The following is a 12,187-nucleotide window of genomic DNA, read 5'->3' on the forward strand; positions in this document are numbered from 1 at the left end:
CAGCATGAACAAGATTCTCGAACTGCGCGAAAAGCGCGCCAAAGCGTGGGACGCGGCCAAGGCGTTTCTGGATTCCAAGCGGAGCGGCGACGGCCTGCTTTCCGCCGAGGACACGGCGGTCTACGACAAGATGGAAGCCGACGTTATGGCGCTGGGAAAGGAAATCGAGCGTTTGGAACGCCAGTCGGCTATCGACGCGGAGCTTTCAAAGGCGACCAGCGCTCCCATTACCAACACCCCGGAAAAGACCGGCGGAGCGCCGAAAAGCATCCGCGCCGCCGCCGAATACCGCGCCGATTTTCTGAACATCCTGCGCGGCAGAGCGCCCGTCAACAACGTTCTGAGCACGTCCCCCGACACGGACGGCGGATATCTGGTTCCCGAGGAGTTTGAAAACCGGATTGTCGCGGGGCTGGAGGAAACCAACGTCGTCCGCTCGATCGCCAAGGTGATCACGACCTCGGCGGAGCGCAAAATTCCCGTTGCCGCCACCCATTCCACCGCCCAGTGGACGGCGGAAAACGCCGCCTACACCGAGAGCAATCCGACCTTTGCCCAGAAAACCATCGACGCCTTCAAGCTGACCGACCTTGTGAAGGTTTCCGTGGAGCTTCTGCAGGACAGCATGTTCGATTTGGAAAGCTACATTGCCCTCGAATTTGCACGCGCCTTCGGCGTTGCGGAAGAAGAAGCCTTCTGCGTCGGCACCGGAACCGGCCAGCCCACGGGCATCTTTGCCGAAAGCGGCGGCACGGTGGGCGTAACCGCGGGCTCCGCCACGGCGATCACCGTCGATAACCTGGTCGACCTGATCTATGCGCTGAAATCCCCTTACCGCAGGAACGCAGTGTTCCTGATGAAGGATGTGACGGTCTCCGCCCTGCGCAAACTGAAGGATGTCAACGGCGCGTACCTCTGGCAGCCTTCCGTACAGGCAGGCCAGCCGGACAGACTGCTGGGCTATCCGCTCTATACCAGTCCGTATGTGCCGGCGGCGGAGGCGGGGTCTCTCCCTATTGCGTTTGGTGATTTCTCCAACTACTGGATTGCCGACCGCATGGGGCGCACCGTACAGCGCCTGAACGAACTGTATGCCGGCAACGGACAGGTGGGCTTTATCGCCGCCGAACGCGTGGATGGCAAGGTGATTCTTGCCGAGGGCATTCAGCTGCTCAAAATGGCGGCGGGTTCGTAATGAAGAAAGGGGGCGGCGGTCATGGACACTCTGCTTGAAAAAGTCAAAGCTAATCTGATTCTTTCACATACGGAAGACGACGAACTTCTCCAGATGTACATCACCGCCGCCGTCCGTTATGCCGAAAGCTATCAGCATATTACGGAAGGTTTCTATACGGAAAACGAGATGACACCGACCTCCGAGCAGGCGGTCATCATGTTGGCAAGCCATTTTTATGAAAGCCGTGACGGCTCCACCGGCGGCTTTTTTGCCGACTCTGTGCAGGCGGGCAAGCAGGTCTGGGATACGGTCAATCTCCTGCTGCGGCTGGACCGGGATTGGAAGGTTTGAGTATGTCTTTCGGAAAAATGAACCGCTTCATCGACATTATCTCCAACGCGCCGGTCAAGGACGAGGACGGCTTTGTTACCCAAGGCGACACAATTCTCGCTTCCGTCCGTGCCTACAAAGAGGATCGCAACGGCTCGGAGCGCTGGGCGAACATGGCGGTCTTTTCCGAAGCGTCCGTGCTGTTCCGCTTCCGCAAAATCCCCGGCGTCGAGGTCAGTCCGTCTCTCTTCATCGTCTGCGAGGAGAAGCGCTATCGCATCACCAGCGCGGAGGATGTGCGCGGGCGCGGAATGTATGTCGAATGTCTGTGCGAGCTGGTGGAAGGGAGCGTGAATTGATGGCAAAAGCAGAAATGAAAATGCCGGAGGACTTTCTCCTGAAGGTTTCCCGTCTCAATGAAAAGACGGACGAAATCCTGCCCCGTGTGCTGGAAGCCGGCGGGCAGGTCGTGCTGGAGCGGGTAAAATCCAACCTCTCCGCCGTCATAGGCAAAGGCACGAAAGAACCGAGCCGCTCCACTGGTGAACTGGAAAGCGCGCTGGGGCTTTCGCCCGCCAAACCCAAACGGGACGGCTCGGGCTGGGATATCAAGGTCGGCTTTGCCGAGCCGCGCTCGGGCGGCGGCAGTAACGCAAAAATCGCCAACATCCTCGAGTATGGCCGGCACGGCCAGCCGCCCAAGCCCTTTCTCAAACCGGCGAAAATCCAGAGCCGCAAGGCCTGTATCGAAACGATGAAATCAAAGCTGGACGAGGAGGTGCGGCGGATATGAGCGTGCTTTCGGAACTGAATACGCTTCTCAAACCCATTCTTCCGGTGGAGACGGGCGTTTTTTCGGGCGTTCCGCCCGACGAATATCTGGTGCTGACACCGCTGACGGACGATTTCGCCCTGTTCGGCGACAACGCGCCGCTGATGGATGTGTCGGAGGTGCGGATTTCGCTCTTTTCCAAGGGCAACTATCTTCAGCGCAAGCGGCAGATTACGCAGGCGCTTTTGAACGCCGATTTCACCGTCACCGGACGCACCTATGTCGGGCATGAGGACGATACCGGCTATCACCACTACGCAATCGACATTTCAAAATCCTATGAAACGGAGGAATAATTTATGGCGACCATTGGGCTGGATAAGCTCTATTACGCAAAAATCACCGAAGCCGAGGACGGCGAGGAAACCTATGATACGCCCGTCATCCTCGCAAAGGCCATCTCGGCGGAACTGTCCGTGGAGCTTGCCGAAGCGACGCTTTACGCCGACGACGGCGCGTCGGAAGTGGTCAAGGACTTCAAGTCCGGCAAACTGACGCTGGGCGTGGACGATATCGGCATCACTGCCGCGCAGGATCTCACAGGCGCGGCGGCGGACGACAACGGCGTGCTCATTTCCGCCGGCGAAAACATCGCCCCGCCGGTGGCGATCGGCTTCCGCGCTCTGCGGGCAAACGGCAAGTACCGGTACTTCTGGCTGTACCGCGTTATTTTCGGCATCCCTGCGACTAACCTGCAGACAAAGGGCGACTCCATCACCTTTTCCACGCCGAGCATCGAGGGCACGGTCATGCGCCGCAACAAGCAGGACACCAAGGGAACGCATCCGTGGAAGGCGGAGGTTTCCGAGGGCGCCGCGGGCGTTACGTCCGAAACCATCACCGGCTGGTTCGGGCAGGTGTACGAGCCGACCTACACCGAAGCGCCGGCCGGCGAATAAGGAGGGCTGACAAATGGAAAACGAACGAACCGCCGTGATTACAATCGGCGGTAAGCAATATGAACTGATTCTCACCACCCGCGCCACCAAGGAAATCGCCCGGCGCTACGGCGGGCTGGAGAACCTCGGCGAAAAGCTGATGAAGTCCGAGAACTTCGAGATGGCTCTGGATGAGATCGTCTGGCTGATTACACTGCTGGCGAATCAGTCCATTTTGATTTACAACCTCAAAAACAAGGACGCGCCGCAGGAGCTGCTAACCGAGGAGGATGTGGAACTGCTGACCTCACCGCTGGATCTGGCGGCGTACAAAAACGCCATCACCGAGGCGATGTTCAAAGGAACGGCAAGGAACGTGGAAAGCGAAAGCGAAGACGGCGCAAAAAACACACAGGGCGCGTGAACAATCCCTGCGGGGGAAACACGGAAGAAGTGTTCACGCGCTTGCTCTATTACGGAACGGTGCAGATGGGCATGAGCGTGGATGATTTCTGGCTCACGCCCATCGGGCTGTTTCTGGATTTATGGGCGTGTCACAAGCAGTTTCTCGGCATGGAAAAGCCGAAACAGACCTTTTCCATTGACGATATCATCCCGCCGGGGATTTAAAGGGAGGTGAGCGGCAGATGGCGGATAATTTCGGCCTGAAAATCGGCGTGGAGGGCGAAAAGGAATTCAAAAAAGCGCTCTCGGACATTAACCAGTCTTTCAAGGTGCTCGGCAGCGAAATGCAGCTGGTCACCAGCCAGTTTGACAAGCAGGATAAATCCGTGCAGGCGGCCGCCGCCCGGAACGAAGTTCTCAATAAGCAGATCGACGCCCAGAAGGCGAAAATCGAAACCCTGCGCGCCGCTTTGAAAAACGCCTCCGACTCTTTCGGTGAAAACGACCGCCGCACCCAGAACTGGCAGATTCAGCTGAACAAGGCGCAGGCGGAACTCAACGGCATGGAGCGCGAGCTTTCGCAGTCAACCGAGGGCGCGGACAATTTGGGAGATGAACTCAAGGAAAGCGGCGACGAGGCGGAAAAGTCCGGTTCCAAGTTCGAAAAGCTGGGCGGCGTTTTAAAGGGTGTCGGCGTGGCGATGGGCGCGGTCGTAGTCGCCGCTGGCGCCGCCGCCGTCAAGCTCGGCAAGGAAGTCGTCGCCGCTTATGCGGACTATGAGCAGCTGGTGGGCGGCGTGGACACGCTGTTCAAGGATTCCGGCGCGGCCGTCCAGCGTTATGCCTCCAACGCTTTTAAGACCGCCGGCATGTCCGCCAACGAATACATGGAAACGGTCACAAGTTTTTCGGCCAGCCTCATCCAGTCCCTCGGCGGCGACACCGCTAAAGCGGCAAAGGCGGCGGACACGGCGATTACCGATATGGCGGACAACGCCAACAAGATGGGCACGAACATTTCCTCCATCCAGGACGCCTATCAGGGCTTTGCCAAGCAGAATTACACGATGCTGGACAATCTCAAACTCGGCTACGGCGGCACGAAAACCGAGATGGAACGCCTGCTCGCCGACGCCGAGAAGCTGTCCGGTCAGAAATACGACATCAGCAATCTGAACGATGTGTACGCGGCCCTCCATGTCATTCAGACGGAAATGGGCATCACGGGCACCACCGCCAAGGAAGCGACAGAGACTATCAGCGGCTCCATCGCCGGGATGCAGTCGGCCATCGGCAACCTGACGGCGGGGCTTGGCGACGCGGACGCGGATATCCAGCTGCTGATCGGCAACGTGGTGGAAGCGTTTCAGAACGTGGTCAAGAACATCACGCCGGTGATTGAAAACATTGTCGCCGCCCTGCCTGCCGCTTTGGACGGGGTTCTGCAGGCGGTCGGAGAACTGCTCCCCACGCTGCTGTCCACGGTGGTCAGCCTGTTCACGCAGGTGCTCGACACGCTTCTGACGCTTCTGCCCCAGCTGATTCCGGCGGCAGTGGACGCGGTCATGACCATCGTTTCCGCGCTCATCGACAGTCTGCCGCTCCTCATCGACGCGGCGGTGCAGCTGGTGACGGCATTGGTGGAAGGCATCAGAAATGCGCTCCCACAACTGATTCCCGCGGCGGTGAACGCCGTGACCACCATCGTGCAGGGACTGATTGACAATCTGCCAATGCTGCTGGAGGCGGCGCTGCGGCTCATCCTCGGTCTGGCGCAGGGACTGCTCGACGCCATTCCGCAGCTGGTGGCGGCGCTCCCCGCCATCATCACCGCGTTGGTGAATTTCCTCATTGGCTCGATACCGCAGATCATCGAAGCCGGCATTCAGCTTCTGACTTCTCTGGTGGCCGCCCTGCCGCAGATTATCGAGGCGGTGACGGCGGCGATTCCTCAGATTGTGGACGGTCTTGTGAACGCGCTGATTCTTTCCATTCCCCTCATTGTGGAAGCGGGCGTCAAACTGTTTATCGCGCTGATTCAGAACCTGCCGCTCATCATCACGACGGTGGTTTCCGCCATTCCGCAGATTGTCGCGGCGCTGTCAAGCGCCTTCGCCGGGAACACCGGGAAAATCATCACGGCGGGCGTGAATCTGCTGGTTTCGCTGATTGCCAATCTGCCCTCCATCATTGCGGCAATCGTCAGGGCGGTGCCGCAGATCGTGGCGGGGCTTGTCCGGGCGTTCACCGGGTACATCGGACAGATGGCGCAGGTGGGCGGAAACCTCATCAAGGGCTTGTGGCAGGGCATTTCGGATGCGGGCGCGTGGCTGTGGAACAAAATCAGCGGCTTTTTCGGCGGCATTGTGGACCGCATCAAGGACTTTTTCGGCATCCATTCGCCCTCGGCGCTGTTCGCCGGGCTTGGCCGAAACATGGGCGAAGGTATCGGCGTGGGGTTCGAGGACGCGATGGCTTCCGTCTCCCGTGAGATGCAGAACGCCATCCCCACCGGCTTCTCCGTAAGTGCCGGCGCGTCCGGGCGGACAGTTTCTGCTGGAACGAGCATCACGCAGAACATCTCGGTGGTTACTCCCAAGGCGCTGTCCGAAAAGGAACTGGCCCGGGAATTTAAAAACCTCTCGCGCAAGCTGGCGCTGGAGTACTAAAGGAGGGACGGCATGGAACTGACCTACACCAACGAATCGGGAGATAAACTGACGCTGCGGCAGGCAAAGCCGTTTTTCCTGACGAAACTCGACGGCGCCGGGAGCGTCCGCCAGACCGTCAATACATTCCAAGCGCCCCAGCAGGACGGCGCTTTTTTCATCTCCTCCGCGCTGGATATGCGCAACATCACACTGGAGGGCACGATTGTGGCGTCCTCGCCCGATGCGGCGTATGAACGCAGAAAGCAGTTTCTGCGGATTTTCACGCCCAAACAGCAGGGCACGCTGACCTACCGGAACCGGCAGATTGCCTGCGTGGTGGAGGAAGCCGGGTTCACTGCCTCGGGCAGGGAGCGCGTGCCGGGCTTTTTTGTCAGCCTGCTGTGTCCATCGCCTTTCTTTGAGGCGCTCTCGGAAGTCCGCGCGGAGCTGGCGCGCTGGACGCCGCTGTTTCATTTTGTGCTGGAAATTCCCGACGGCGGCATCGAATTCGGCTCCCGCCAGCCCAGCCGGATTATTGCGGTGGAAAATTCCGGGGACGTGTCCTGCGGATGCCGGATCGTGTTCCGCGCGCTGGGCGAGGTAACAAACCCCGAGCTGATGGACGTCGCCACCGGCGAATATGTCCGCATGAACACCGTCCTGACTGCCGGGGAGGAAATCCGCGTCTACACCCATTTTGCGGGCAAGCGCGTGGTGCGGGTGCAGAGCGGCGAGGAAATCAGCGTGTTCAGCCTGCTGGACACCGGCTCGACCTTCCTGCAGCTTCCGCCGGGAGAAACCACCCTGCGCTACGACGCGGCGGCGGGCAAGGAACTGTTGGAGGTCAGCCTGTACTACCGTCTGCAGTATCTGGGGGTGTGATTATGGAACTGTATGTTTTTGACACAAACCGCCGGCCCGCCGGCGTGGTGGAGTCTTTTGAATATCTGCGCTGGACAAGACGGTATTCCCAGTGCGGGAGCTTTGAGCTCAAGGCCATCGCCACGGCGGAAAACCTCGCTCTGCTGACGCTGGGGAACATCCTTTGGAAAAGCGGCGGTGAGGAAGCCGGCATCATTGAATATGCGGAAATCTCGCAGGATGAAAAGGAACTCATCACCGTCAGCGGACGGTTCGCCGTCTCCTACCTCTCCCGGCGCATCGTGTGGGATACGGAAATCTTAAACGGCACGCTTGCCGACTGCGCGGGACAGCTGGTAAACAACCACCTTATCAGCCCGGGCAATACCGACCGGAGGATGGACTTCATCGCCTACGACGGCGGCGGGCTGTCGGACCCGGTCAGCACGCAGATTTCCTACAAAAACCTTATGGACGCGGTGACCGGCCTGTGCGAGGCGGCGGACGCGGGTATTAAGGCGGTGTTTAGTCCAGAATCCCGCATGTTTACGATTCAGCTGTACAAGGGCGCCGCGTCGCAGGCGGTGTTTTCGTGGGAGTACGAAAATCTCACGTCCCAGACCTTTACCAAAAGCGCCTCGGACTATGCCAACGTGGCGCTGATCGGCGGCGAGGGCGAAGGCGTGGAGCGCGTTTTTGCCGTGTACGGGGAAAGCGAGGGCGCCGAACGCCGGGAGGTATTTGTGGATGCTAAAGCTCTGCGCTCCGAGGATTTCGGGGATGAATACACCGCCGCCCTGCTCTTTCAGGGGCAGAGCAAGTTAAGCGAGTTTGCGATGGCGCAGTCCTTTGACGCATCCGTCAATCCCCACGGCAATCTGACCTACGGCACGGATTTTGACCTTGGGCAGACCGTGAAGGTGGTTTCAAAGAAATGGGGCGTGACGCTTACCACCCGCATTGCGGAGATTGAGGAGAGCTATGACGGCACCGGGCAGAGTCTGGACATCACCTTCGGCAGGGGCGTGCTCACGCTGGCTCAAAAATTAAAACAGGAAGGGTGATACGATGGAGAAAAGCGGATTTTTTAACAGCACCGGCGGCGACCGAATGTACGACGCGTCCGATTTCGCGGGATATTTTGCAAAGCTGGTGTCAAACGGCATCTTCTACGTCAATGCCGACAATCTGCGCGTGACGCCGGGCGGCGGGCTGTCGGTGAATGTCCTCGCCGGCAGCGCGTGGATCAACGGCTATGCCTACGAAAACACTGAAGAACGGAACCTGACGATTGCGGCGGCGGACGGCGTGAATCCCCGCATCGACCGGGTGGTGATCCGCTGGGACGCGGTGGAACGCCAGATTTCCGCGGCGGTGCTGACGGGAACGGCGGCGGCTTCTCCCACAGCGCCCACGCTGACCCGGAGCGACAACATCTATGAGCTGGCACTGGCGGATATTGCCGTCGCGGCAGGTGCGGTCAGCCTTGCCGCCGGGGACATCACCGACCGGCGGCTGGACACCGCCCTGTGCGGCACGGTCAATTCGCTGATTACGGCGGTCTATGAATAGGAGGTGATTTGATTGGCGGATATCAACGGCGTAACCCTGAACGCGGGCAGCGGCCCCACGGTTCACTATACCATCACCTATACGAAAAGCCGGCCGAACAACAGCCAGATGACCTACCATTTTACGATTGCGGCGGCGCTGGCCTCCTCCGGTTCCTACATTCACAGCGGCTATGCCCTGCTCTGCACCATCACCGTTAACGGCTCGTCCGGGCAGGTGCGCATCAAAGCGGCCGACAATGACAACTGGGATGGCACCACGCCCCGCTACCGCTACGTGACGGTGACCTGCTCGTCCACAACCGGCAACGCCGCACAGGGCGTGCGCTTCCGGGTGGTGTCGGATGGGCGTATGTCGCTGAGCTCCGGCGTCATCGACAATTCCGGTTATACGGTGACCAGCTCCGCGCTCCTGACCACCGCCTGCGGCGCGCCGTCCGCCTGCTCGGTTTCCCCAACGGTGGCGGAGGGCAATGCGACGCTTTCGTGGAGCGGCGCGTCCGGCGGGACAAACAACGCCGTCACCGGCTTCGAAATCCAGTACAGCGATTCTTCCAACAACACCGACTGGGGCAGCTGGACGGCGCTGAGCACGGTTTCTTCCTCTTCCGGCTCGGGAAGTTTGTCGGTCGCGCCGCCCGCCGCGCGGGGGACTTACCGCCGGTTCCGGGTGCGCACGCAGGGTTCCGCCGGCTCCGGCTACTATTCGGGCTGGAAGGTGTCCACGAATTCCGTAAGGAAGAATACGCCGCCCCAGCCCGCGGCGAACTTGGCCGCTTCGCCTTCCGTTTACAGCACAGGTTCCGTGACCATTTCATGGAGCGGCGCGTCCGGCGGCACCAGCCCCATCAAGGGCTACATGCTGGCCAGCCGCACCTCGACGGACGGATCGGCGTGGACGGCGTGGAACGTGCTGGAGACCTTCGACCTGTCTGCCTCCGGCGGAAGCCGAACCGTCCCGGCTTCGGATGTTCCGGGCACCTACACAAAATACGGCCTGTGGACCATCGACACGCTGGACGTGTATTCCAGCGAGCAGGTGTCCAATACCATTCTTTGCGTGGCGGCCGCCTGCGACGAACCGACAATCGCAGCGCCGAAAAACGGCTCTGCTACCTACAATCCGAATCCCCGCGTGCTGATGACCACCGGCGCACAGCCCTCCGAACAGGTGGCGCAGGTGAGAATCGGCGCGGGAAGCTGGCGGGACGGCGTGAACAATCCGTCCCTGTTTTCTCCCAGCGGTACGGTCGGCGGCAGTGCGGCGGTGATGTTTAAAGCCGAAACACAGACGGCGGGTACAAAAACGCTCACGGTGCGCTGTGTCAATCCCGACTTTGAAGCGCCCAGCGCGGAGATTTCCCGTTCCTTCACGGTACTGGCGTCCCCTTTTGAGGAGATTGCGGCCAATGAAACCAAGGTGAAGGCTTCCCACATCACAGCGCTTCGCACCGCCGTCAATACTGTCCGCGGGTATTACGGCCTTGCTCTGGTTTCGTGGGGAGAGGAAATCACGGCGGGCAGAACGGAAGTGAAAAACTGGCCGCTTCACATTCTTGAAATCCGCGCCGCCGTGGAGCCGGTGATTGCGGTCATCAACCAGTACAGCACCGACCCGGGCTTTGCTGTGCCGGAACCGGACTGGGAGGAGCTCGGCACCGGCAGGCCCCGGGCGGCGGTGATGAACCAGCTTGCCGAACTGATTCTGTCGCTGTAACAACCACAAATTCAAGCGTTTCCGCTTTGCGCGGGAGCGCTTTTTTCATACATACCAAGCAAAGAAACGGAGGTTTTACAATGAAGGAAATCTGGGTTTGGGTCCAGGCCTCGCTGGCCGCAGTCGGCGGTGCGCTCGGCTGGTTCCTCGGCGGGTGGGACGGCTTTCTCTACGCGCTGCTGGCGTTTGTCATCCTCGACTATCTGACGGGCGTGCTGTGCGCGGTTGCCGACAAACAGCTCTCCAGCGAAATCGGCTTCAAAGGCATCTCCCGTAAGGTGCTGATCTTTGCGCTGGTGGGCATTGGAAACATCATCGACAGCCAGGTGCTGGGCGACGGCGGCGCGGTGCGCACGGCGGTCATCTTTTTCTATCTGTCCAACGAGGGTGTGTCCATTCTGGAAAACGCGGGGCATCTGGGGCTTCCCATCCCCGAAAAACTGAAGGCGGTTCTGGAACAGCTCCACGACCGCGGCGACGAGGAGGACAAATGACATGAACCTGCACAAACTGCTTCTGACCAACAACGCCTGCTATAAGGCGGGCCGTACCATTACGCCCCGGGGCATCATGGTGCATTCCACCGGGGCGAACAATCCCAATCTCAAGCGCTATGTAGGCCCGGACGACGGTCTGCTGGGCAAGAACCAATACAACAACCACTGGAACACCGACAAGCCGGGCGGGCGACAGGTCTGCGTCCATGCCTTCATCGGGAAACTGGCGGACGGCACGATTGCAGCCTACCAGACCTTGCCGTGGAACATGCGCGGCTGGCACTGCGGGAGCGGCTCCCAAGGCTCCGGCAATGACACGCACATCAGTTTCGAGATTTGCGAGGACAATCTCGCGGATTCCGCATATTTCAACGCGGCCTACAAGGAAGCCGTGGAACTCTGCGTATATCTCTGCAGGCAGTACGGCATCCGCCCGGAGCGGCCATATCTCATCTGCCACAGTGAGGGGCATGAACTGGGCATCGCCAGCAACCACGGCGACGTGATGCACTGGTTCCCGAAGTTTGGCAAGAGTATGGACACCTTCCGCGCGGAGGTAAAGCGCCTGCTGGAAAACGGTTCGGGAACCTCTTCTTCATCCACAGCCAAATTGGTGGATGAGCTGGCGCGGGAGGTCATCCGCGGGGACTGGGGCAACGGCGCGGAGCGAAAAAATCGCCTGACCGCCGCCGGGTATGACTATGCCGCCGTGCAGGCAAGAGTCAACGAGATTCTGGCCGGGGAGAAAACGAAACCCACACCGGCATATGGAACCTACACCGTGGTCAAGGGCGATACGCTCTGGGGCATCGCTTCCAAAAAGCTCGGCAGCGGCACGCGGTACAAGGAAATCAAGACGCTGAATGGGCTGAGCTCGGACACCATCTACGCCGGGCAGAAGCTGAAACTGCCGAAATAAGTGCAAAACCCACTGAGGATTCGTTCCTCGGTGGGTTTATTTTTTTGCCTGTTTTCGTCAAAGCGGCGCCTTCACCTCCAGTGGGTAGTGAAGAAAGCTGCTTTGGGGGTAATGTCATGGACAGACTGCAGACAGACGGAACAATTCCAACCACGCCGCGCATGACGCAGGAGGCGCTTCAGCGGGAAGCGGACTACGCGCGGGCGCAGAAAATACTCGAATCCATGCGCGGCCGAGGGCTGATTTCATTGTCCGAATTCGACCAAATCACCGCCTTAAACCGCGAATCTTTTTCTCCCGCGCTGGCGGAGATTATGCCTTAAAACCGTTGCTATCACAGCGTTTCAGA

Annotated in this window: 16 protein-coding genes; all 16 read left to right on the top strand. The window is 59.7% G+C overall.

Annotated features, from left to right (window positions below):
* Positions 1-4: 4 nt before the first annotated feature.
* The 16 genes from ACQGQ5_RS04490 to ACQGQ5_RS04565 all read left to right on the top strand — a co-directional run bounded on the left by ACQGQ5_RS04490 (position 5) and on the right by ACQGQ5_RS04565 (position 12,161).
* Positions 5-1,195 (top strand): phage major capsid protein, encoded by a 1,191-nt coding sequence (locus ACQGQ5_RS04490; protein WP_455735393.1) that lies wholly within the window; start codon positions 5-7, stop codon positions 1,193-1,195.
* 21 nt (positions 1,196-1,216) lie between these two features.
* On the top strand, positions 1,217-1,528 hold the full coding sequence (locus tag ACQGQ5_RS04495; protein WP_455735394.1) for a head-tail connector protein: 312 nt from the start codon (positions 1,217-1,219) through the stop codon (positions 1,526-1,528).
* 2 nt (positions 1,529-1,530) lie between these two features.
* Complete coding sequence (locus ACQGQ5_RS04500) at positions 1,531-1,866, top strand: head-tail adaptor protein (RefSeq protein WP_455735395.1); 336 nt, start codon at positions 1,531-1,533, stop codon at positions 1,864-1,866.
* Positions 1,866-2,300, top strand: coding sequence for an HK97 gp10 family phage protein (locus tag ACQGQ5_RS04505; protein WP_455735396.1), 435 nt, complete (start codon positions 1,866-1,868; stop codon positions 2,298-2,300). The genes ACQGQ5_RS04500 and ACQGQ5_RS04505 overlap by 1 nt, the downstream gene beginning before the upstream one ends.
* Positions 2,297-2,635 carry a hypothetical protein gene (locus ACQGQ5_RS04510; RefSeq protein ID WP_455735397.1) on the top strand — a complete coding sequence of 113 codons (339 nt, stop codon included), beginning with the start codon at positions 2,297-2,299 and terminating at the stop codon, positions 2,633-2,635. Before ACQGQ5_RS04505 ends, ACQGQ5_RS04510 begins: the two co-directional genes overlap by 4 nt.
* A 3-nt stretch (positions 2,636-2,638) precedes the next feature.
* On the top strand, positions 2,639-3,238 hold the full coding sequence (locus tag ACQGQ5_RS04515) for a major tail protein (RefSeq protein ID WP_141826548.1): 600 nt from the start codon (positions 2,639-2,641) through the stop codon (positions 3,236-3,238).
* A gap of 13 nt (positions 3,239-3,251) precedes the next feature.
* The gene (locus tag ACQGQ5_RS04520; RefSeq protein WP_455735398.1) at positions 3,252-3,641 is read left to right on the top strand and encodes a hypothetical protein; all 390 of its coding nucleotides are present in this window, start codon (positions 3,252-3,254) and stop codon (positions 3,639-3,641) included.
* A complete protein-coding gene (locus ACQGQ5_RS04525) occupies positions 3,638-3,847 on the top strand; it encodes a hypothetical protein (protein WP_455735433.1) in 210 nt (69 codons plus the stop codon). The genes ACQGQ5_RS04520 and ACQGQ5_RS04525 overlap by 4 nt, the downstream gene beginning before the upstream one ends.
* Before the next feature lie 17 nt (positions 3,848-3,864).
* A complete protein-coding gene (locus ACQGQ5_RS04530; protein ID WP_455735399.1) occupies positions 3,865-6,291 on the top strand; it encodes a phage tail protein in 2,427 nt (808 codons plus the stop codon).
* A 12-nt stretch (positions 6,292-6,303) separates the two neighbouring features.
* A complete protein-coding gene (locus ACQGQ5_RS04535; RefSeq protein WP_455735400.1) occupies positions 6,304-7,155 on the top strand; it encodes a phage tail family protein in 852 nt (283 codons plus the stop codon).
* A 2-nt stretch (positions 7,156-7,157) separates the two neighbouring features.
* Positions 7,158-8,198 (top strand): siphovirus ReqiPepy6 Gp37-like family protein, encoded by a 1,041-nt coding sequence (locus ACQGQ5_RS04540; RefSeq protein WP_455735401.1) that lies wholly within the window; start codon positions 7,158-7,160, stop codon positions 8,196-8,198.
* A gap of 4 nt (positions 8,199-8,202) precedes the next feature.
* On the top strand, positions 8,203-8,706 hold the full coding sequence (locus ACQGQ5_RS04545; protein WP_455735402.1) for a hypothetical protein: 504 nt from the start codon (positions 8,203-8,205) through the stop codon (positions 8,704-8,706).
* A gap of 12 nt (positions 8,707-8,718) precedes the next feature.
* Positions 8,719-10,422: a hypothetical protein gene (locus ACQGQ5_RS04550; RefSeq protein ID WP_455735403.1), complete on the top strand. Its 1,704-nt coding sequence runs from the start codon at positions 8,719-8,721 to the stop codon at positions 10,420-10,422.
* Positions 10,423-10,502: 80 nt separating this feature from the next.
* Positions 10,503-10,916, top strand: a complete 414-nt coding sequence (locus tag ACQGQ5_RS04555; RefSeq protein ID WP_455735404.1) for a phage holin family protein — start codon at positions 10,503-10,505, stop codon at positions 10,914-10,916.
* Between the two features lies 1 nt (position 10,917).
* Positions 10,918-11,838, top strand: coding sequence for an N-acetylmuramoyl-L-alanine amidase (locus tag ACQGQ5_RS04560; protein ID WP_455735405.1), 921 nt, complete (start codon positions 10,918-10,920; stop codon positions 11,836-11,838).
* A gap of 116 nt (positions 11,839-11,954) precedes the next feature.
* Entirely contained in the window at positions 11,955-12,161 is a 207-nt protein-coding gene (locus ACQGQ5_RS04565) for an SHOCT domain-containing protein (RefSeq protein ID WP_455735406.1), read from the top strand.
* Positions 12,162-12,187 lie beyond the last annotated feature (26 nt).

The sequence above is a fragment of the Caproiciproducens sp. genome (genome assembly GCF_053840905.1).

What these genes read in the sequence shown, in the direction of transcription:
- ACQGQ5_RS04490 (WP_455735393.1), top strand. Translation starts at nt 5, where the DNA reads ATGAACAAGATTCTCGAACTGCGCGAAAAGCGCGCCAAAGCGTGGGAC.
- ACQGQ5_RS04495 (WP_455735394.1), top strand. Translation starts at nt 1,217, where the DNA reads ATGGACACTCTGCTTGAAAAAGTCAAAGCTAATCTGATTCTTTCACAT.
- ACQGQ5_RS04500 (WP_455735395.1), top strand. Translation starts at nt 1,531, where the DNA reads ATGTCTTTCGGAAAAATGAACCGCTTCATCGACATTATCTCCAACGCG.
- ACQGQ5_RS04505 (WP_455735396.1), top strand. Translation starts at nt 1,866, where the DNA reads ATGGCAAAAGCAGAAATGAAAATGCCGGAGGACTTTCTCCTGAAGGTT.
- ACQGQ5_RS04510 (WP_455735397.1), top strand. Translation starts at nt 2,297, where the DNA reads ATGAGCGTGCTTTCGGAACTGAATACGCTTCTCAAACCCATTCTTCCG.
- ACQGQ5_RS04515 (WP_141826548.1), top strand. Translation starts at nt 2,639, where the DNA reads ATGGCGACCATTGGGCTGGATAAGCTCTATTACGCAAAAATCACCGAA.
- ACQGQ5_RS04520 (WP_455735398.1), top strand. Translation starts at nt 3,252, where the DNA reads ATGGAAAACGAACGAACCGCCGTGATTACAATCGGCGGTAAGCAATAT.
- ACQGQ5_RS04530 (WP_455735399.1), top strand. Translation starts at nt 3,865, where the DNA reads ATGGCGGATAATTTCGGCCTGAAAATCGGCGTGGAGGGCGAAAAGGAA.
- ACQGQ5_RS04535 (WP_455735400.1), top strand. Translation starts at nt 6,304, where the DNA reads ATGGAACTGACCTACACCAACGAATCGGGAGATAAACTGACGCTGCGG.
- ACQGQ5_RS04540 (WP_455735401.1), top strand. Translation starts at nt 7,158, where the DNA reads ATGGAACTGTATGTTTTTGACACAAACCGCCGGCCCGCCGGCGTGGTG.
- ACQGQ5_RS04545 (WP_455735402.1), top strand. Translation starts at nt 8,203, where the DNA reads ATGGAGAAAAGCGGATTTTTTAACAGCACCGGCGGCGACCGAATGTAC.
- ACQGQ5_RS04555 (WP_455735404.1), top strand. Translation starts at nt 10,503, where the DNA reads ATGAAGGAAATCTGGGTTTGGGTCCAGGCCTCGCTGGCCGCAGTCGGC.
- ACQGQ5_RS04560 (WP_455735405.1), top strand. Translation starts at nt 10,918, where the DNA reads ATGAACCTGCACAAACTGCTTCTGACCAACAACGCCTGCTATAAGGCG.
- ACQGQ5_RS04565 (WP_455735406.1), top strand. Translation starts at nt 11,955, where the DNA reads ATGGACAGACTGCAGACAGACGGAACAATTCCAACCACGCCGCGCATG.